Origin of the sequence: Acutalibacter muris, assembly GCF_002201475.1 — a bacterium.
GTDB lineage: Bacteria > Bacillota > Clostridia > Oscillospirales > Acutalibacteraceae > Acutalibacter > Acutalibacter muris.
On record NZ_CP021422.1, the window covers coordinates 3,677,995 to 3,695,392 of the forward strand.

Sequence of the window (17,398 nt, forward strand, 5' to 3'; positions counted from 1 at the left end):
GCACAATACTTTAGAATTGAAGTGTAACAGTCAAATCAGAAGTATTGGAGGCCCGGCTATGCTGACAAAGGAAGAACTGCCTGACTGCCCGGTGGCTGCCACCGTTCAAGTCATTGGCAGCAAATGGAAACTGCTCATCCTTCGGAATCTGCTCGTGCGGCCCTGGCGGTTCAATGAGCTGCATAAAGATCTTTCGGGCATCAGCCAGAAGGTGCTGACGGATTCCCTGCGCGCTCTTGAAGCCGACGGCATTGTCACCCGCACGGTCTTTGCCGAGGTGCCGCCGCGGGTGGAGTATGCGTTGAGCGATTTAGGGGAGACCTTGCGGCCTATTTTGGACGCCATGCAGGAATGGGGGGAGATGCATCGGGGGGTGGCGGATAAGAAAGTATGCTAAAATAGAAATATAACGCCATATATATGGCCAAACCCAAGCCCACATTCGGAAAACAGACGAAAGGAGAAGCTCTATGCAATACAATGATTTCAAAGGCATAAACCTTTCCCGCCTGGGTTTCGGCGCCATGCGCCTGCCCCTCCGGGAGGACAAGTCCATCGACCAGGCTGCTGTGGAGGAAATGGTGGCCTATGCCATCGACCACGGCGTGAACTATTTCGACACGGCCTACCCTTACCACGGCGGCCATTCGGAGATTTCCATCGGCAGGACTCTCAGCAAATATCCGCGCGACACCTGGTACCTGGCCAGCAAGTACCCCGGCCATCAGATCGCCGAGAGCTACGACCCTGCCGCTGTCTTTGAAGACCAACTGAAAAAGTGCGGAGTGGAGTATTTCGACTTCTACCTGCTCCACAACGTCTACGAAAACTCCATCGGTACATACACCGACCCCAAATGGGGCAGTTCTATAATTAAAGATATAAACACCCACGCTTAGCAAACACTCGCAAAACACCACCTTTGGAGGATTCACAATATGGAGAAACGATTTTTTGACGAAACCAACGGCCTATGGTACGAGCTAGGAGACGGTTACTATTACCCTTGCCCGACAGTATCAGAGGAGGAAAAGCGGCCCATCAGCATATGGGGCCAACAGCATGAGCAGTACCTAAAAGAACACCGGCAGATAGTTTACAACACACTCCTGCTGAGCGGCAAGCTAAACGCCTACCTTGCCGACATCGACCGGCAGGCACAGGAGCAGTACGAGCTCCTTATTAACCAGATGAAACAGTCTCGCGGCATCACGGAGGATTTGAAGGCCACTGACCCGCTTACATGGGTCGGCAGAATGAACAACGCCCAGGCGTGCGCAAGAGAAATTGTGAATAACGAGATAATCTACAATTAGCAAACCCAGTCGCACTACCCAATTTAAGGAGTGTACTTCGCAACCCCTCATGCTGTATAATGTGGTATCATAGGCTTAGGATGGTTTGTTGAGCCAAAATTTCACAAAAAATTTACAGAAAAAGGGTTGAAATTTCGAGATGAGCGCAAATAATTGTTTAGCAAGCAAGCAAGCAAGCAAGCAAGCAAGCAAGCAAGCAAGCAAGCAAGCAAGCAAGCAAGCAAGCAAGCAAGCAAGCAAGGGATAACTGCGCCTATTTTTCCCAATACCGAATAAAGAGCCACAGGAACACGCGAGAGTTTTCCTGTGGCTTTTTTGCGTTGATTTTTATGACGGAGGTGTGATTTTTGGAGCAGTACATTATGCCGCGAAACGCTTACCGCAAGCTGAGAGCCGCCAAAAGCTTGGTCCAGACGCTTTACATTTACGGGGCCACCGGCTTCGGCAAGACCGCCTTTGTGCAGAAGACCCTGGAGAAACGCAGCCATGTCTACCTGTCCTGCGGGAACTGGCGCTGGGACGAGCGCGACGTGCCGGAGCGGGGGACCGTGGTGCTGGACGACCTGCATCTTCTGGACGAGCCCAGGCGGGAGCTTGTCAAGCGGCTGGCGGCCGACCCGGAAATCTGGCTTATCTTAATTAACCGCAGCCCGGTGCCCTCCTGGCTCATGCCCGAGTATGTCAATATAGGATTTATCGTTATCAGCGAGAAAGATATGCGCCTGGGGAAGAAAGAGATACAGGGATATCTGGACAGCCTGGGCCTCAGCTATACGAAGGAGGGTCTGCAATATCTGGCAGACACCGCCGAGGGAAACGGCTATATCGTGCGCCACGCGGCCTTGCGGATGGCGGAGGGCCTGTCCCCAGGGCCAAAGATGTACCAGGAGATTCACGACGCCTTTGCCCGCTACCTGGAGGAATACATCATGGTGCAGTGGGACAGCGAGCTGCTGGAATTTCTCATGGAGGTCAGCGTTGTGGAGGAGTTTACCCTGCCCCTGGCGGAGCTTATCACCGCCAACCGGCTGGCCTCCGTCATGGTGCAGAAGGCCATGGAGACCGGGAATTTCCTGTTCGAGAATGACGGAATGTACCGTCTGCGGCCGGTGCTCCTGCACGCACTGAGAAAAAAGGCTCAGCAAAGCTTGGGCGAGGAGCAGATAAAGAACTGCCGGAAGAGCGCCGGGGTCTGGTATGAGATGGACGGCCAGATCTCTCAGGCTTTGGAGATGTACGAGCAGAGCGGCAGCCAGGGGCAGATACGTGAACTGCTTATCCGCAATGCCCGGGTGAACCCCGGGGCGGGCCATTACTATGAACTTCGCCGGTACTATCTGGGCATGGACGAGGAGGAAGCGGCTAAAAGTCCGGTGCTCATGGCGGGACTTTCCATGCTCCACTCCATGCTCATGGACCCGAAAAAGAGCGAGTATTGGTACGAAAAGCTGTCAGAGTTTGCTAAAACTGCCCAAGGCGGGGCTAAGCGTGAAGCGAAAAGCAGGCTTTGCTATCTGGACATCGGACTGCCACATCGGGGCAGCCGGGACGTGCTGAAGATAATGCTCCGGGCGCCCGCTATGCTTCTGGACCAGGGCATTTCCCTGCCGGAGTTTTCCGTCACCAGCAACATACCAAGCACAATGAACGGCGGCAAGGATTTCTGCAAGTGGAGCCGGTCGGACCGGGCTTTGGCGCGGACAGTCGGGCCGCTGGTGGAGCGGGTGCTGGGCAGCTACGGCAAGGGGCTGACGAAAATCGCCCTGGGGGAGAGCCTATATGAGAAGGGCGCGGACGCCTTCGAGGTGCTGACCCTGCTATCCCGCGGGCAGGTGGAGACCGAGTGCGGCGGCAGGCTTGAGATCGCGTTCTCGGCGGTGGGACAGCGGGTGCGGCTGATGATCTTGCAGGGGGACCTCAAAAACGCCGGGACCATTCTCGGGTCCTTCCAGTCGGCAGTGGAGGAACAGAGGGTGGTGCAGCTTATGCCCAACATACAGGCCATGCGGTGCAGGATAGCACTATATGCCGGGGACATAGAGACCGTCAACCAATGGCTCAGTACCGCCCCGGACGAGGACAAGGAGTTCATCACCATGGAGCGTTACCGCTATTTCACCAAGGCGCGGTGCTACCTGACGCTGGGGGAAAACCTCAAGGCTTTAGCCCTGCTGGAAAAGCTCTCGGAGTACGCGAAGCTGGTCCATCGGACCTACGTGGGCATTGAAGCGGGGCTTCTGGTGGCCATCGTCCGGCGGCGGCTGGGTACGGAGTGGGAGCCACAGCTCAAGGTTGCGCTGGACGAGGCCGAGAGCTACCAGTTCGTGCGGGTCATAACGGAGCTTGGCCCGGCTATTTTGCCGCTCCTCAAGGCCAGGAGCCGGGCGAGTCCCTGGTTCAATAAAGTGCTTGAGGAGACCCAGCAGACCGCCCGGCGATATCCAGGTTATCTTTCGCCCAGGAACGCCGTCCGGGAGGATTTTTCCAGCACGGCCCTGGAGATTTTGCACTTGCAGAGCGAGGGGCTTTCGGCCACTTTGATCGCCGGGCGGCTGGGGATGAAGGCGGACAACGTGCGCTATCACATTAAGGAAAACTACCGCAAGCTGGGCGCTTCGGGCAAGGCAGAGGCCATTGCCGCCGCCCGGGGCTTGGGGCTGATATAATTTTTTACGGAGGTGCGTTTATGAAAAGACTTTTATGCGTTTTGCTTGCAGTGCTGATAATCTGCTCCTGCTGGGTGACAGCTGGAGCGGCGGAAGATGGCACGACCGCGCCGGAGGATAAGTCCGGGGGGTGGGTATTTAATAGTCAGTATCAATTACCCACGCAGACCACGGAGTATACTGCGGGCAGCGGCACCATCACCTGGGAGCCCACCACGGTTTATGATGAAACACACCAGTGCGAGAAGGCCGCCAGCGGCAGGCTTACTCTGAATAACGCAAGCATCAGCGTGGACGCCACAGCTGAAAAAGGAATTTGGGTGCCGGTGGACACGGAGCTTGTGCTAATAGGAAGCAATACCATCACCATGAGCCAGTCCGGGACCGCTATTATGATTACTGACCCATATTTTGGCGGAACACCCTCCCTGACTATCCGGGGTGAAGGCTCCCTGACAGTCAACGCAAACGGCGGGGGCGACGGTATGGAGGTCAGAAATGAGATCAACATTGTTGAAGGAGCCAATGTTTCCATAAGCTGCTCCAATGGCGTTGGAATGTTTACTACCGCCGGCAGGATAAATATAAGCGACAGCACGGTAAAGGTGAGAATTGCGGACAACGCAAGTTCCCGCGGCGCTATCAGGGCGGTCATCAACGGCTATCCGACCGCTGACATAACCATCGAAAACAGCCACGTGACAGCCATCAACCCCGGCGGGCTCTCTATGAAATCCAGCGGGAGCATTTCTTTTACAGACAGCGATATAGCAGCTATCGGAACGTCCTCAATATCAAATGGGTACCCCTCTGAAGGAATACTGGCCTTTGCCGAACTCAGCGGCGGGACAATAAATATCAGCGGGGGAACTCTGTATGCGCAGAACAATTATGAGAACACTGATAGATATAATTATGGGTTTGACCTTCCGTATTTGCCAGGAAAAGTAACGGCAACAGATAGTGCCGTCATTTGTTATCATGGCTCCGTTTATTACCTGGTTCAAAGCGGCAATAACATTCAATATGAAAGCTGCGCCTATGATGAAAGCACAGGCGCTATTACAGTTGGTAATGGCTATGTGATGGGAAATGTGGAGTGGAAGGATAGCCTCCTGTTTCCAGATTCAAAATCTAACAAAGCCCTATATGGAAGGTATTACGATGTTGCTTCGCAAAGCAACAAAGTTGGAACGATTACCATTCCGGCAGGAACGGAAGCCGTAATTCCCGCGAGCGGCTATCTGTTTTCCTACAACTTGGTGAATAATGGAACGCTGACGGCAAAAGGTTATTGCGATAATTATGGCACCTTGACAAACAATGGGACCATTAATAATTATGGGCTTTTTTATAACGAAGCGAATACCCAGTTCAGCGGGAGCGGCACATTCAATAATTTGTATTATGCCCGTAATTTTCCCGGTTCAAAAACCAGCGACAGCATGAAGATAAATGGGCTGATACTCAATTATGATAATACAGTTTCTCCTGTTAAGTGGGAGTACGTAGCCCACGGAGATGCGCAGCTATTATGTACGAACAATCAGATCGTAGGAGCAAATTCTTCGGTCTTTCAGCCACTGTATGTTCTTTCTGACGCTATTTTTACTATTCCAGAAAGCCGCACAGTAGACGCGTCTTCCGCGGCTCTTGGCGTTACATGGGAAACTTTAAGTACATACCTCTCTGTCCAGGGCAAAATAGTCGTCAACGGCACCCTTAAGCTGCCGCCTGGCCCCGTCCAGGAAAAGCTTGACGAACTCCTCACACACATCACCGGCACCGGCCAGGTCATCATCGGCGAGAGCACTGCTTATCCTGTCACCGTCACCGGCTGCACGGCGGACAAGAGCTTTGCCGTGCAGGGAGAGACAGTCACCCTGACCCCCGGGGTTTCAGCACAGGGCACGCGGTTCCTCCGCTGGGAGACCTCATCTGGTGTGACCGTCGGAGAGGACAACACCTTTACGATGCCCAACGGAACTGTTACCGTTACCGCCATATACTCCCACACAGTCACTTTCAACACTCAGGGCGGCAGCGAAGTGGAGAGCCAGGACGTAGAGGGCGGCCAGGCGGCAGCAGAGCCGGCGGAAGCACCCACCCGCGATGGGTACGTTTTTGACAACTGGTACGCCGACGCGGGCGGCAAGACCGCCTATGACTTTGCAAGTGAAGTTACCGGCCCGATCACTCTCTATGCCAAGTGGCTCAAGGAGCTCCCCGACCCGCCCGCCGGGGAGGGCGGCAAGCAGTACAAGCTCGTGATGGGCGAAGGGGTCAGCGAGGTGCCGAAAGGTTTGGAAGACATCTATGATGCCCCTGCCGCCCTGGAAACCGCCATGAAAGTGGAAATTACAAAGAAAAACGGCTCCATACCCCAGGCCAATACAGCCGTCTATGATGTGACCCTGCTGGTTAGCGAAAACGGCGGCACGACGTGGACCCCTGCCACTGAGGACAACTTTCCGGCGGGCGGTCTTGCTGTCACCCTGCCCTATCCATCGGGCACCAACAGCAGCTATACATTTACAGTTGTCCATATGTTTACCACTGATTTCAACAATCACCATGCCGGGGAAACCGAGAGTCCGAAGGTGACCAACACAAACAGCGGTATTCAGTTTACCGTCACCGGCCTATCTCCTATCGCGGTGGGCTGGGTAAAGAAAAACAGCGGCTCGGGCGGTGGCGGCTGGTACCCATCTGTCAGCTATTACGATGTAAAGGTCGAGAAAGCGGAGCACGGCACCGTTACTGCCAGTCCGACAAGCGCAAGTTCGGGTAGTACCGTGACCCTGACCGTGAAGCCCGACGAGGGCTATAAGCTGGACAAGATAGCCGTCACCGACAGCCAGGGCAAGGCCGTGGAACTCACCGAAAAGGACGACAAGTATACCTTCAAGATGCCCGCCCGGAACGTAACAGTACAGGCCGGGTTTGTCCTTGAGCAGACGGCGACGCCCAGCCCCTCACCGAAGCCCTGGGAAAACCCTTTCCCGGATGTGAAGGACAGCGAGTGGTACATCAAGGCCGTTGAATTTGTGTGTACGAACGGCCTGATGAGCGGTTATGCCAACGGCAGGTTCGGCCCGAACGACACCCTCACCCGGGCGCAGTTCGCGCAGATAATCTACAACAAGGAGGGCAGGCCCGCTACTGGGGGAAGCCGGTTCAGCGACGTGAAAGACGGTATGTGGTACGCGGACGCTGTGAACTGGGCGGCGGCAGAGGGCATCGTCGCCGGGATAGGCGGCGGTAAGTTCGCCCCCGACCGGCCCATCACCCGGCAGGACCTGGCGGTCATGCTCTGGCGCTATGCAGGGAGCCCGAAGCCCAGGAAAAATGAACTGGATTTTGTGGATTCCGGGAAGGTCAGCGGGTACGCCTGGAAAGCCTTATGCTGGGCGAATGAGAACGGTGTTGTCAATGGAAAGGGGAACGGACTTCTCGACCCGAGGGGGAACGCTACCCGGGCAGAGGCGGCGCAGATGGTAATGAAGTATGTGAATATGTAATCATCGGAGAAATCAAAATGTGGATTCTTTTGCAGGCGGACGCTTCCGTTACATCAAAAAGGCCGGGAAACAAGCCGGATTCCGGCCTTTGAATAAAGTTAAAAGATGGGACTCTTGTGGGACTTTTCCGTGCTATAATTGTAGTGTGAAGTAGTACAGCGGTCAAAAGCGCCCATAAGGTACGCACAAAACCAGAACGAAAAGTTTTCGGATTGAACTTCGGGCGACATTTTGTCGCTGGAAATATGGCGCGCAAAATGCACTCCACGCTAAGTGAGGTGGCGGGCGTTTTGCGCGCCACCTCTTTTGGGTTCAGATTTGCATTTCTGATTTTTCTTTGCTGGCGAGGGCGAAACGGTTTAGCCCTCGTTGGTATAACTTAAAACGACAATTTGTCGATTTTAGAATATACCGGGCACGTGGCGGCGCATTGCGCCGTGACGTGCCCCTCGCCCATCATCCATCTGAACTAAAGGAATCTGTAGAAATCAAAATGAAAAAACGTGGTTTTGACGAGCAAAAGATTTTCAGTGGCCAGTTTTGATGTCATGGCAAAATCTGCTACGACCCCTGATGTCAGAATCAAACGGACAAACTGTCCGTTTGATTTCTGTGGTCACAGGCTTTTTGCACGTGACCGCAAACCTCTGAACAAAAATGGAGCAAAAAGGCGGCTTTATGTATCAGGGGTGGTAGGGTTAAGTTATGTACCATCGGAAAAGCATCGGAAAGCTATCGGGAGACAAACGGAAAATCATGTGCTACAATAGGTAGGGTGAAGAAGTAGTATAGTGAAAAACCTATGACGTGCACGTGAAAGCAGAACGAAGACGTTTCGTTCTGCTTTTCGAGCGACATCTTGGTGCCGGGCATTTTGACCGTGACCTCAGGGCAGAAAATCAAGTTCGCATTTTGCATTTTTGATTTTTTTGCTGTCAACAGTTAGAGATACTGAGCAAGAAGAAGCAAGTGTGCAATTTGTACATCTGAGGCTACAAATTTAAACTTTTTGTGAACTTTGTCTATTATAATATAAATCCGTTCTATTTGCGTCAGAAAATGTTGGTTTTCCCAATACCGAGTAGAAAAGAAGTGAAATTCTGGATTTTGTCAAGTGTATAATATCAGTGGAGATAATTGTGGGAAAGCAGTTCCGATGCTTTCCTACCCGCAAAGCGGCGTTTTATCCCAGCATGGGCTAAACGCCGCTTTTTTCATGCCCATTTTGGGTGATTAGGGGGGTGACCCCATCACATAAAAAATTATCAAGGAGTGATGCAATGGCAATTTTCAGAGTGAAGCACGATAAGGACTACACGGTGATGAGCAACTACCACCTGCGCGACCCAGCCCTATCCCTCAAGGCAAGGGTCTGCTCTCGCAAATGCTGGCCTTGCCAGATAACTGGAACTATTCTATTGCAGGTCTGGCCTACATTAACCGCGAGGGCGAAAGAGCGGTGCGTTCGGCAATAAACGAGCTTGAACAAGCCGGGTATCTCCACCGCCGGCAGAAAAGGGGCAGCACTGGCAAAATCGTCGGCACTGAGTACATGGTATATGAACAGCCAGTGTGCCAAAATGCAGCAGTGGATAATCCACCGCTGGATAAACCGCCGACGGAAAACAGCACACAACTAAACAAAGATAAACAAAATAAAGATAAAATAAATATAGAGAAAACAAATCCTATCCTTTCCGATAGGGAAGGGATAGGATTGGAAACGAATTATGCCCAGCATGAGCGGCTGATAAAGGAAAACATCGAGTACGACCACCTCATAGACGTGATGGACAAGCCCTTGCTGGATGAGCTTGTGGACATCATGGTGGAAACCGTCTGTACCCAGCGAAAGGCAATACGCATTGCCAGCGACGATTACCCGGCGGAGGTTGTCAGGAGCAAATTCCTCAAGCTGACCGCCGAGCATATCGAGTACGTCGCCGACTGTTTCCGCGTCAATACCAGCGAGATACGCAATATCAAGCAGTATCTGCGGGCCATGCTATTCAACGCGCCCTCAACTATGGACAGCTACTACACCGCGAAAGTGGCACATGACATGGCCAAATGAGCGCGGAGCGCGCCCTGCCGAGTGTCAACGAGGCAGTAAATACAGAAAGCGGAAATTTTACGTTTTCTGTATGAGCCAGCATCGCATTTGTCCAGACACACGTGCAGACACGTGTACAGACAAACGCAGCTTGGATAGGGTGTGCCCTATGACCCCGGTTTTTAGACCAATCCTATTTTGAAGGGAAGGATTATTTTGAGTAACCAAAAGAAATTTGATATGAGAATGACCGAGCAGGACTACAAGCGGCTTACCCGCAAAGCACGGAAATGCGGGCTAACCAAATCCGGCTACATACGCCAACTGATTCACGACTACAAGCCCCGAGAGGCCCCTCCTGCCGATTATTACGGCATGACCCGGGAGTTGAAAGAGATTGGCAACAACATGAACCAGATTGCTTTCATGGCAAACGCCACCGGCCTTGTGGACGAGGGTATGTATTACCCCCGAACAAGAATATAGGAAATCTGATTATGTTGAAAGAAAGCGGAGACCTTATCAGGAGAATGTTGTAATGTTCGCATGAAGGAAGTAGTTTTATGGCGGATATCGTATATGGTCCGAGGTAAGTCGCCAGAATGGACCGAAAGTTTCAGCGCGTGATTGAGATATTCGTCCGGATTGCTCTCGGGAGCATAGGGCGGCAGAAAGAACAGCTCGATTTTATCCCGATGCTTGTCCAGCCAGGCTGCGGCTTTCTTCCCGTGGTGCACCTTTAAGTTGTCCAAAATCAGGAAAACCTTTTGGTTGGAGGTCCGAATCAACCGGTCCATAAATTGGATCAGGCGCTGCTGGTTCATGGAATCCTCGTACATCATAAAGCGAACGTCCCCCTGCCTGCTCAGGGCGGAAAGCATATTCAGCCTCTCTCTTTTCGTTTCCACCGACAGAACAGGAGGCTGTCCTTTGGGTGCAAACCCGCGCTCACAGTTCGAGCAGTTGTCGATTCCAGTCTCGTCTCCCCAGTAAATCACGGCATTTTCTGCCTTGGCCCGCTGGTCGATGGCCGGATATTCTTCCTCCCGCCACCTTTAGATACGGGAAGGATTCTGTTTCCGGGCACGCTTGACCGGACGCTGGCACGTCAAGCCCCAGCGCCGCATATAATCCGACACACTGCCGTCCGAGATCTTTTTCCGATACCTTTTCCAGACGTATGCACACACTTTCTTCAGCGTCCACAGACTCCCAGGAATGCCGAATTCCTCTGGGCGGCGGGTAACAATCGTTTCCCGTATTTCCGCCTGCTCCTCCGGTGTCAGAAGCAGATGCGTCCCCTTCTGGAATCCGTGTTTCTTCGGTTCCAGCGCTTTGTCTCCCTCTCGCTTATATGCCGTCCATATTTCGCTGGCGCGACTCTGCCGCACTCCGGTTAATTCCTCAATTTCTTTCCCGGCTTTTCCCATCTGTTTGAGGCGTACGACCTGACGGCGTACCTGCTTGAGCTCTCCACTTTTCAGTTTTCGTAAATCTATGTATTCCATACTCTCTATTTTACCACTTTCTACTGCTTTTTTCTAGGTCGTTTTTCAGGAATAATATTACCAGGAGGTATTACGCTTGCGGGACGCTATTCAACGCATTGAGAAGGCCGTCATAGGCCAGAGAGATGAGCTTGATTTTGACGAAGAATAAGGACGATAACACGAACCCGGCAGTATTTTCCTGTTGGGCATTTTTCATTTTTGGAGGTATGCCTATGGAGAAAAGCAAGGAAGAATTTGTTGGAAAGACCGTCATGGAGGAGAGCGGCACACAGTATTTTGTGGTGGGGAAATATAAAATCAAAGTGTCGGAACACTTCCCAGAGCGGGGAAAAACGATTGATAATCTCCTGGAGGACGCTGTGCACCGTGCCGCGTCCTGAGAGATATTTTAGGTAAAATAAAGCTGGAAATTGGCCCGCGCTTATGCTATACTTGTATTGAGCGAGTATTGCATAAGCGTGGGTTGTTTCCATTTAAGGAGGTTTTTTGCGTGAAACAACCGAGCAATACGAAGATTTACAGGACCGCGCTCTACATGAGATTGAGCCGTGATGATGATATGACAAATAGACGTAAAGCCAAGTTATTTTTTTCGGCATCCATAAGGGATGCCGTTTTTCTATTATTGGATAGCCCCGACAAATTTATAGTAGATAGTAATGCGCTTTTCCTTACCCTTGCGGCAGCGTCCCATACCCGGCGTTTCGTAAATCGTAATCCGGTCAATCAGTTCGTGAAGCATGAAGCGGTCGAGTTTTTCAAAGCTGGTGCATTTTCGGATAAGGGCTGCAAAGCGGTCAATATCGGCCTTGGTATCCCGAACCTTTTCCAGTGCCTTTTCCATCTCTGCAATGTTCGCTTTCAGCGTTGCCCGTTCCGTATCGTAATCTGCGATAAACATGGTAAAGATGTGGTCGGGCAGCTTGCCGCTCATATTGTCCTCGTAGGTGCGTTTCAGCTTCATATCCAAGTCAGCCAGCCGCTTCTTTGCTGATGCCAGGTCGCGCTTCATTGTCGCGGTCTGTTTCTGCTGATCGGCGCATTTCAGTTCCATCAGTTTCTGTGCTGCTTTCTCGGTGTCCTCGCTGAACAGTCTGGCATTGCGCTGAATATCCTCCTGAACCACCTGATAAAGCGTGTCACGGTTAATATAGTGGCTGGAACAAGCTACTGTCCCTATCGCCTGACTGCGCCCGCACATATAGTAAAAATACTTCTGCTGGCTGACACCCAACTTCATGGATGTTCCGCAGGCTTCGCAGTAAAACAGTCCTGCAAACAGCGCCGGCTCGTCTTTGGCTTTAATGGTCTTTTTCCGCGCAATCAGTCTTTTTTGTGCTTCATCAAATAATTCGCGGGATATGATCGGTTCGTGCATATCAGGAACAACTACCCAATCTTCTTTAGGGATAGGTTCCCTTTTTTTACTTCGGTAGGATGGCGTGTACTGCCGCCCCTGCACCATGCTCCCCACATAGATTTCGTTTTGAAGCATGAAATGTACATAAGTCCGTGTCCAGAAGTGGCGGCGTTCAAACTCGCCATCCCGTTCAGGATTGTGCTTACGGAAACGTGTATATTCCTTGGGGGATAAGATACCCTCGTTGTTCAGGGTTGTTGCAATGCTCCTTGCCCCAATCCCTGCCGCGCACATTTCAAACATCCGCCGGACAACCGGCGCGGTTTCCTCGTTGATAATCAGCTTGTGCTTATCGTCAGGATGCCGCAGGTAGCCGTAGGGGTCGAGTGCGCCAAGGTATTCGCCGCGCCTTGCTTTAGTATGAAGCGTGGACTTAATTTTTATTTTAAAATCCAAAGGGATTTTTGACTATCTCTTTATAAGTTCTTAAATGCCGCTAAGTCTTGATTTTTCAAGGGTTCGCGGCATTTTTGCTGTCGGGGGAAGCTCACATATACTCTCAAAAGTTTTTAGGTTTTCGCTCTCAAAGGTAGTACGAAAGTAGTAAAACCTCGTCCTGCCTATGCTGCCAGCCGTTCCATTTCAGCCCTTGCGGAAGCGTAGGTTGCGTGTGCGTAATAGTTCAGCGTCATGGTGATATTGGAGTGTCCCATGATGTACTGCAACGCTTTAGGGTTCATGCCCGCATTGGCTAAGTTGGTGCAGAACGTGTGCCCTTATGGCATAATAAGGACAAATCGAAAATCCCAGTGATTTCTAGGGGATTCGGGTTTGTCCTTATTCTTTTTCCATGAAAAAAAGGGCGAAAGGAGGCCAAAATGAACCGGGCAAAAAAGCGGCGTGTCACATTAAGGACAAAATTTTAATCAAGCGTGAAACCATACAATATGAACAAATATAACCGAAAGGAACAAAAAGCATGAGCAAGGTAATCGCAATCTGCAACCAAAAAGGCGGGGTCGGCAAGACCGTCACCACCGTAAACTTAGGCATCGGCCTAGCCCGCCAGGGTAAACGTGTCCTGCTGGTGGACGTAGACGCACAAGGCTCTTTGACCGCCAGCCTGGGCTACCAGCACCCGGACCAGTTAGAGGAAACCCTCTCCACCGTGCTGGGCAAGGTCATAGAGGACAAGCCCCTTCTCCCCGGCGAGGGAATCATCCATCATGAGGAAGGTGTAGACCTCCTCCCCGCCAACATCGACCTAGCGGCAATGGAGGTCACGCTGGTGAACATCATGAGCCGGGAAACCATCCTCCGTGAATACCTAAACACTGTCCGCGACCAGTACGACATCATTCTCCTGGACTGCTGCCCCTCGCTGGGTATGCTTACCATCAACGCCCTATCAGCCGCCGACACGCTTATTATCCCAATGATGGCCCATTACCTCTCGCTGAAAGGTATGGAGCAGCTCATGAGGACCATCGGCAAAGTAAAGAGGCAAATCAACCCAAACTTGACCATCAGCGGTATTCTCGTCACAATGGCCGATATGCGGACCACCTACTCGCAGGAAATCGTGGAACTGCTGAGAAATTCCTATGGCAGTCAACTCAAAATTTTCGACGCCATCATTCCCCGCTCCATCCGTGCGGCAGAGACCAGCGCCGAGGGCAAGAGCATATTTCTTCATGACCCCTCTGGAAAAGTCTCTGCGGCATATGAGGCCCTGACCTTAGAGGTAGCGTCATGAAAAGCAGCGCGGCGAAAATACAAATAACCGGCCTGGACGATTTATTTGGCGGAATCCCGGCCCAGGTTGCTGCTGACCAAATTCAAGAGCTTTCTTTGAGGGAACTGCATCCCTTCAAGGAGCACCCCTTCCATGTGGCGGACGATGAGAAAATGCGGGAAATGGCCGAGAGCGTGGCCCAATACGGTGTTCTGGTGCCTGGTATCGTCCGGCCAAGGCCCGAGGGCGGCTATGAAATCATAGCGGGCCACCGGCGCTCAAGAGCCAGTGAGCTGGCCGGGAAAGAGACCATGCCGGTTATCGTCAGGGATATGGACGATGACGAGGCCACGATTGTCATGGTGGACAGCAATTTGCAGCGGGAGAAGATTCTGCCCAGTGAAAAGGCGTTTGCCTATCGGATGAAACTTGAGGCGATAAAACATCAGGGTCAGAGAACAGATTTTACTTCTGGCCCACTGGGCCAGAAGTGGTCTCGAGACGCAGTATCAGCTAATTCTCCAGACAGCGCAAGGCAGATTCAACGGCTCATACGCTTGACGGAGCTTGTTCCATGTCTGTTGGACCTTGTTGACCAAGATAAGTTCCCATTGCGGCCAGCCGTAGAAGTTTCATACATCCCTATGGACGGGCAAGAGCTGCTGTATAACGTAATTGAGAACAAGTCTTTCGGGCCACCGTCTATGGAACAGGCGAAAAAGCTGAGAGAATGCAGTGAGCGCACCGAATTGACAACGAGCCTTATTATTGACATCATCTCAGATGAAAAACCCACGCCACTACAAGTCACCCTCAAAAATAAATGCCTGAGCCAGTATTTCCCCAAAGACTACACACAGAAACAGATAGAGGAGGTCATCCTCTCCCTGCTGGAAACCTGGAAGTATCAACAGAAAGGGGCTGTGACAGATGGCAGCAACAGCTAGAGTAATCAGCGTTAAGGGCACCGCTTTCGGTCAGGATATGCTGGAGGTCTTAGCTGAGAGACAGCTTGAAAAAGTCTCGTTTTGCGAGTTGGATATCTCGAAATCTATTCTAACCTTAAAAGACCATCTTGTCAATAGGCTCAGCCACGATAACTGGAGAGCTGACCCCGGCCTGTGCCAGCCGGAACTGCGCTACCTTTACCCCATCTACTTCGATTCCGTTCGCGTCCTGCTGGCAGAGTGCGTGGCTGAGTTCTTCCAGACCGGCGGGATCTATATGGCTGTTCTGGACCCCTACCGCATGGAGTATGTGGAGCATGAGATAAGAGTGCTGATACTTAGGCCGGAGGAGGTTTCCTCTCTCCTGCGGGCGCTCAGGAAAGTCCATGCCCCGGGCCATGACCTGATTGCCAGATGGAAAAATCAAGCTGACCAAGAGAGGTGGCTGGAGCACCTCCAAACGCTCCAACAGGCTATAAGCAAATTACAGTAAATACAGTTTCCTGCCCCATTACTCTTTGTGGTGGGGCTATTTTTGTACCCATTTTTAGGAGGCGTCGACCATGAAAGATGATTTTTGGGACATTTGTAACTGCCCGGAGTGCAGTTACTTTAGCTCAGGTAAACCCCACTGCTGCGGTTTACCAAAGCGTATAACGGAGCGGGACAAGCCCTATATCCGGGGGGCCGTGCGGACCTGCCACTGCGTCAATCCCCGCCTGTGGGAATTTTATGAGAGCTTGGGGGCGGGGAAATGAAGGAGGCTTTTGGTCCGGCAGACAATATTGCCGACGGAAAAATGTACCTGCGTTTGGCGGCAGATATGGATAACCGCATAGCGGAGTTAAGAGACAGATTCAATTCCACCGGCGATATGCAGTTTTATTATAAAATTCAGGAATTGAAGAAAATCCGGCGCGAACACCGGGACACGGCGGCGCTCCTGCTGCGCCGGGGCGAGCTCCGGGAGAGGGAAAAAGCGGGAAAGGGGGAGCATTGCCGATGATGAAACTCCTGCTGGGCGGCTCGCCCTGCACCCACTGGAGTATCGCCCAATCGCGCCACAGAGAGACCAGGCCGGAGGGCCAGGGCTGGGAGCTGTTCCGCAACTATCTTATCGCAAAGGAGCGGTATTGTCCAGACTTTTTCCTCTATGAGAACAACAAAAGCATGGCGCCGGCTATCCGGGAGCAGATCACGGCGGAGCTGGGTGTGGAGCCGATATTCATCAACTCCGCCCTGGTGTCCGCCCAGAGCCGCCAGCGGCTTTACTGGACGAACATACCCGGAGTAGAGCAGCCCGAGGACCGTGGGCTGGTGCTGCGGGACATTTTGGAGAGCGGCCTGCCGCTCCGGGAAAAAGGGTACACACTGAAAGCCAACTATGCCAACTCTAACGCGGCCAACGCCCTGGATAGCAAGCACTTCCCCGCGACAATGGCGGCGGAGCCAATCCGAGTGGGCGCCATCGAGAGCAGCACCGGCTCAGAGGGCCAGGGCCACAGAGTGTACTCTGCGGACGGAAAGAGCAAGACCCTCTGCGGCAACGGCGGCGGTGCGGGAGCGAAAACTGGGCTTTACACAGTCCCCACCGGGATGGCATGGCGGGGCCATGCAAACGCTGATAACCCATCCTCCTTTGAGGCCCGCCCTGACCAGAAAGCTAACGCTGTCATTGTATAAACTATCTGCAAATCTTATTATACGAGGAGAATAAACAATGAAACGACTAACAACTGACACCCCGAACGGAAATTTTGAGACCATCCTTAACTTTGTATACAGTAAGGATGGCTGGGCTTACATACGGCATGACGGAGAGCATGAGAACGTGAGGTTGACAGATTGGGCAAGGTGGCAGTGTATACTCCATGGGCGTAACGAAGTTCTGTCAGAAACGCCGGAAAAAATTGACGAGCGGCTTTGTGACTGTTTGATGGATGGTCCAATATGTTCTATTGCAACAGATGCTCCAAGCTGCCCCATAGCAATGGCTTATTGCTTTGCAAGCCAGGCCGTGCATCAGGAGGACAATATGAACGCTATCACACAAGAGCCTCTGGCAGACGTCCGTAACATACACGTTGACCCCAGTCTGCCGAGGGACGAACGCATAAAAGAGTATTTACGTCAAATCAAAAACCCCTACTGCTTCAAATGCGGCAAATTCACCGTACACGCACGATACACGCCGGACGGCCCTTCCCTTGAGGAGTGCCTGAAGCAGGTGCTGATGTGAAAAAAACTTTGACTTCCCCGGCCCGATGTGCTATACTCAATCTTGGAAAA

18 protein-coding genes and 2 pseudogenes are annotated in these 17,398 nt (G+C 52.2%); 16 read left to right on the plus strand and 4 right to left on the minus strand.

Translation table 11 applies throughout. The annotated features are described in order from the left end of the window. The first annotated feature begins 58 nt into the window (after window positions 1-58). From ADH66_RS18885 to ADH66_RS18915, 8 genes are all read left to right on the plus strand, one after another. Window positions 59-397, plus strand: a complete 339-nt coding sequence (locus ADH66_RS18885) for a winged helix-turn-helix transcriptional regulator (protein WP_066537625.1) — start codon at window positions 59-61, stop codon at window positions 395-397. Window positions 398-470: 73 nt separating this feature from the next. Beyond that, complete coding sequence (locus ADH66_RS18890; RefSeq protein ID WP_066537623.1) at window positions 471-899, plus strand: aldo/keto reductase; 429 nt, start codon at window positions 471-473, stop codon at window positions 897-899. A 39-nt stretch (window positions 900-938) separates the two neighbouring features. Beyond that, a complete protein-coding gene (locus ADH66_RS18895; protein ID WP_066537621.1) occupies window positions 939-1,316 on the plus strand; it encodes a TnpV protein in 378 nt (125 codons plus the stop codon). A 362-nt stretch (window positions 1,317-1,678) separates the two neighbouring features. Beyond that, a complete protein-coding gene (locus tag ADH66_RS18900; protein WP_066541801.1) occupies window positions 1,679-3,982 on the plus strand; it encodes a LuxR C-terminal-related transcriptional regulator in 2,304 nt (767 codons plus the stop codon). Between the two features lie 20 nt (window positions 3,983-4,002). Then, window positions 4,003-7,503, plus strand: a complete 3,501-nt coding sequence (locus tag ADH66_RS18905; RefSeq protein ID WP_084384355.1) for an S-layer homology domain-containing protein — start codon at window positions 4,003-4,005, stop codon at window positions 7,501-7,503. Between the two features lie 1,280 nt (window positions 7,504-8,783). Continuing rightward, on the plus strand, window positions 8,784-8,978 hold the full coding sequence (locus ADH66_RS21525) for a hypothetical protein (RefSeq protein WP_330397748.1): 195 nt from the start codon (window positions 8,784-8,786) through the stop codon (window positions 8,976-8,978). Then, entirely contained in the window at window positions 8,888-9,577 is a 690-nt protein-coding gene (locus tag ADH66_RS18910; RefSeq protein ID WP_330397636.1) for a DUF6017 domain-containing protein, read from the plus strand. Before ADH66_RS21525 ends, ADH66_RS18910 begins: the two co-directional genes overlap by 91 nt. 219 nt (window positions 9,578-9,796) lie before the next feature. Beyond that, window positions 9,797-10,042 carry a plasmid mobilization protein gene (locus ADH66_RS18915; RefSeq protein WP_066541797.1) on the plus strand — a complete coding sequence of 82 codons (246 nt, stop codon included), beginning with the start codon at window positions 9,797-9,799 and terminating at the stop codon, window positions 10,040-10,042. Here ADH66_RS18915 and ADH66_RS18920 read toward each other — a convergent pair. Together ADH66_RS18920 and ADH66_RS18925 are read right to left on the minus strand one after the other, a co-directional pair. Further along, window positions 10,021-10,590: pseudogene (locus tag ADH66_RS18920) on the minus strand (IS630 family transposase); the annotation flags it as partial. The gene ADH66_RS18915 and the pseudogene ADH66_RS18920 overlap by 22 nt on opposite strands. A gap of 21 nt (window positions 10,591-10,611) precedes the next feature. Continuing rightward, window positions 10,612-11,064 (minus strand): winged helix-turn-helix domain-containing protein, encoded by a 453-nt coding sequence (locus ADH66_RS18925; protein ID WP_084384226.1) that lies wholly within the window; start codon window positions 11,062-11,064, stop codon window positions 10,612-10,614. A gap of 215 nt (window positions 11,065-11,279) precedes the next feature. Here ADH66_RS18925 and ADH66_RS20395 point away from each other — a divergent pair, with 215 nt between their 5' ends. Further along, entirely contained in the window at window positions 11,280-11,447 is a 168-nt protein-coding gene (locus tag ADH66_RS20395) for a hypothetical protein (RefSeq protein WP_162288738.1), read from the plus strand. Window positions 11,448-11,689: 242 nt separating this feature from the next. On the opposite strand, the gene ADH66_RS18935 is transcribed toward ADH66_RS20395, so the two are convergent. Beyond that, window positions 11,690-12,883 carry a recombinase family protein gene (locus ADH66_RS18935; RefSeq protein ID WP_236757144.1) on the minus strand — a complete coding sequence of 398 codons (1,194 nt, stop codon included), beginning with the start codon at window positions 12,881-12,883 and terminating at the stop codon, window positions 11,690-11,692. A 164-nt stretch (window positions 12,884-13,047) separates the two neighbouring features. Continuing rightward, a pseudogene (locus ADH66_RS18940) lies at window positions 13,048-13,200 on the minus strand (tyrosine-type recombinase/integrase); the annotation flags it as partial. Window positions 13,201-13,406: 206 nt separating this feature from the next. Between ADH66_RS18940 and ADH66_RS18945 the strand changes: the two are divergent. The 7 genes from ADH66_RS18945 (at window position 13,407) to ADH66_RS21530 (ending at window position 17,348) form a co-directional block, all read left to right on the plus strand. Next, window positions 13,407-14,183 carry a ParA family protein gene (locus ADH66_RS18945; protein ID WP_066537610.1) on the plus strand — a complete coding sequence of 259 codons (777 nt, stop codon included), beginning with the start codon at window positions 13,407-13,409 and terminating at the stop codon, window positions 14,181-14,183. Next, complete coding sequence (locus ADH66_RS18950; RefSeq protein WP_066537595.1) at window positions 14,180-15,109, plus strand: ParB/RepB/Spo0J family partition protein; 930 nt, start codon at window positions 14,180-14,182, stop codon at window positions 15,107-15,109. Before ADH66_RS18945 ends, ADH66_RS18950 begins: the two co-directional genes overlap by 4 nt. Beyond that, a complete protein-coding gene (locus ADH66_RS18955) occupies window positions 15,093-15,602 on the plus strand; it encodes a hypothetical protein (RefSeq protein WP_066537592.1) in 510 nt (169 codons plus the stop codon). Before ADH66_RS18950 ends, ADH66_RS18955 begins: the two co-directional genes overlap by 17 nt. A 70-nt stretch (window positions 15,603-15,672) precedes the next feature. Next, on the plus strand, window positions 15,673-15,867 hold the full coding sequence (locus ADH66_RS18960) for a hypothetical protein (RefSeq protein WP_066537590.1): 195 nt from the start codon (window positions 15,673-15,675) through the stop codon (window positions 15,865-15,867). Continuing rightward, a complete protein-coding gene (locus tag ADH66_RS18965; RefSeq protein ID WP_066537588.1) occupies window positions 15,864-16,115 on the plus strand; it encodes a hypothetical protein in 252 nt (83 codons plus the stop codon). The genes ADH66_RS18960 and ADH66_RS18965 overlap by 4 nt, the downstream gene beginning before the upstream one ends. Then, entirely contained in the window at window positions 16,112-16,792 is a 681-nt protein-coding gene (locus ADH66_RS18970; RefSeq protein WP_066537581.1) for a DNA cytosine methyltransferase, read from the plus strand. The genes ADH66_RS18965 and ADH66_RS18970 overlap by 4 nt, the downstream gene beginning before the upstream one ends. Window positions 16,793-16,829: 37 nt before the next feature. Continuing rightward, window positions 16,830-17,348 carry a DUF6870 family protein gene (locus tag ADH66_RS21530; protein ID WP_330397637.1) on the plus strand — a complete coding sequence of 173 codons (519 nt, stop codon included), beginning with the start codon at window positions 16,830-16,832 and terminating at the stop codon, window positions 17,346-17,348. The last annotated feature ends 50 nt before the right edge of the window (window positions 17,349-17,398 follow it).

Excerpts from the sequence above, each read along its gene's own strand:
- ADH66_RS18885 (WP_066537625.1), top strand. The coding sequence starts at position 59 with ATGCTGACAAAGGAAGAACTGCCTGACTGCCCGGTGGCTGCCACCGTT.
- ADH66_RS18890 (WP_066537623.1), top strand. The coding sequence starts at position 471 with ATGCAATACAATGATTTCAAAGGCATAAACCTTTCCCGCCTGGGTTTC.
- ADH66_RS18895 (WP_066537621.1), top strand. The coding sequence starts at position 939 with ATGGAGAAACGATTTTTTGACGAAACCAACGGCCTATGGTACGAGCTA.
- ADH66_RS18900 (WP_066541801.1), top strand. The coding sequence starts at position 1,679 with ATGCCGCGAAACGCTTACCGCAAGCTGAGAGCCGCCAAAAGCTTGGTC.
- ADH66_RS18905 (WP_084384355.1), top strand. The coding sequence starts at position 4,003 with ATGAAAAGACTTTTATGCGTTTTGCTTGCAGTGCTGATAATCTGCTCC.
- ADH66_RS21525 (WP_330397748.1), top strand. The coding sequence starts at position 8,784 with ATGGCAATTTTCAGAGTGAAGCACGATAAGGACTACACGGTGATGAGC.
- ADH66_RS18910 (WP_330397636.1), top strand. The coding sequence starts at position 8,888 with ATGCTGGCCTTGCCAGATAACTGGAACTATTCTATTGCAGGTCTGGCC.
- ADH66_RS18915 (WP_066541797.1), top strand. The coding sequence starts at position 9,797 with ATGAGAATGACCGAGCAGGACTACAAGCGGCTTACCCGCAAAGCACGG.
- ADH66_RS18925 (WP_084384226.1), bottom strand. The coding sequence starts at position 11,064 with ATGGAATACATAGATTTACGAAAACTGAAAAGTGGAGAGCTCAAGCAG.
- ADH66_RS20395 (WP_162288738.1), top strand. The coding sequence starts at position 11,280 with ATGGAGAAAAGCAAGGAAGAATTTGTTGGAAAGACCGTCATGGAGGAG.
- ADH66_RS18945 (WP_066537610.1), top strand. The coding sequence starts at position 13,407 with ATGAGCAAGGTAATCGCAATCTGCAACCAAAAAGGCGGGGTCGGCAAG.
- ADH66_RS18950 (WP_066537595.1), top strand. The coding sequence starts at position 14,180 with ATGAAAAGCAGCGCGGCGAAAATACAAATAACCGGCCTGGACGATTTA.
- ADH66_RS18955 (WP_066537592.1), top strand. The coding sequence starts at position 15,093 with ATGGCAGCAACAGCTAGAGTAATCAGCGTTAAGGGCACCGCTTTCGGT.
- ADH66_RS18960 (WP_066537590.1), top strand. The coding sequence starts at position 15,673 with ATGAAAGATGATTTTTGGGACATTTGTAACTGCCCGGAGTGCAGTTAC.
- ADH66_RS18965 (WP_066537588.1), top strand. The coding sequence starts at position 15,864 with ATGAAGGAGGCTTTTGGTCCGGCAGACAATATTGCCGACGGAAAAATG.
- ADH66_RS18970 (WP_066537581.1), top strand. The coding sequence starts at position 16,112 with ATGATGAAACTCCTGCTGGGCGGCTCGCCCTGCACCCACTGGAGTATC.
- ADH66_RS21530 (WP_330397637.1), top strand. The coding sequence starts at position 16,830 with ATGAAACGACTAACAACTGACACCCCGAACGGAAATTTTGAGACCATC.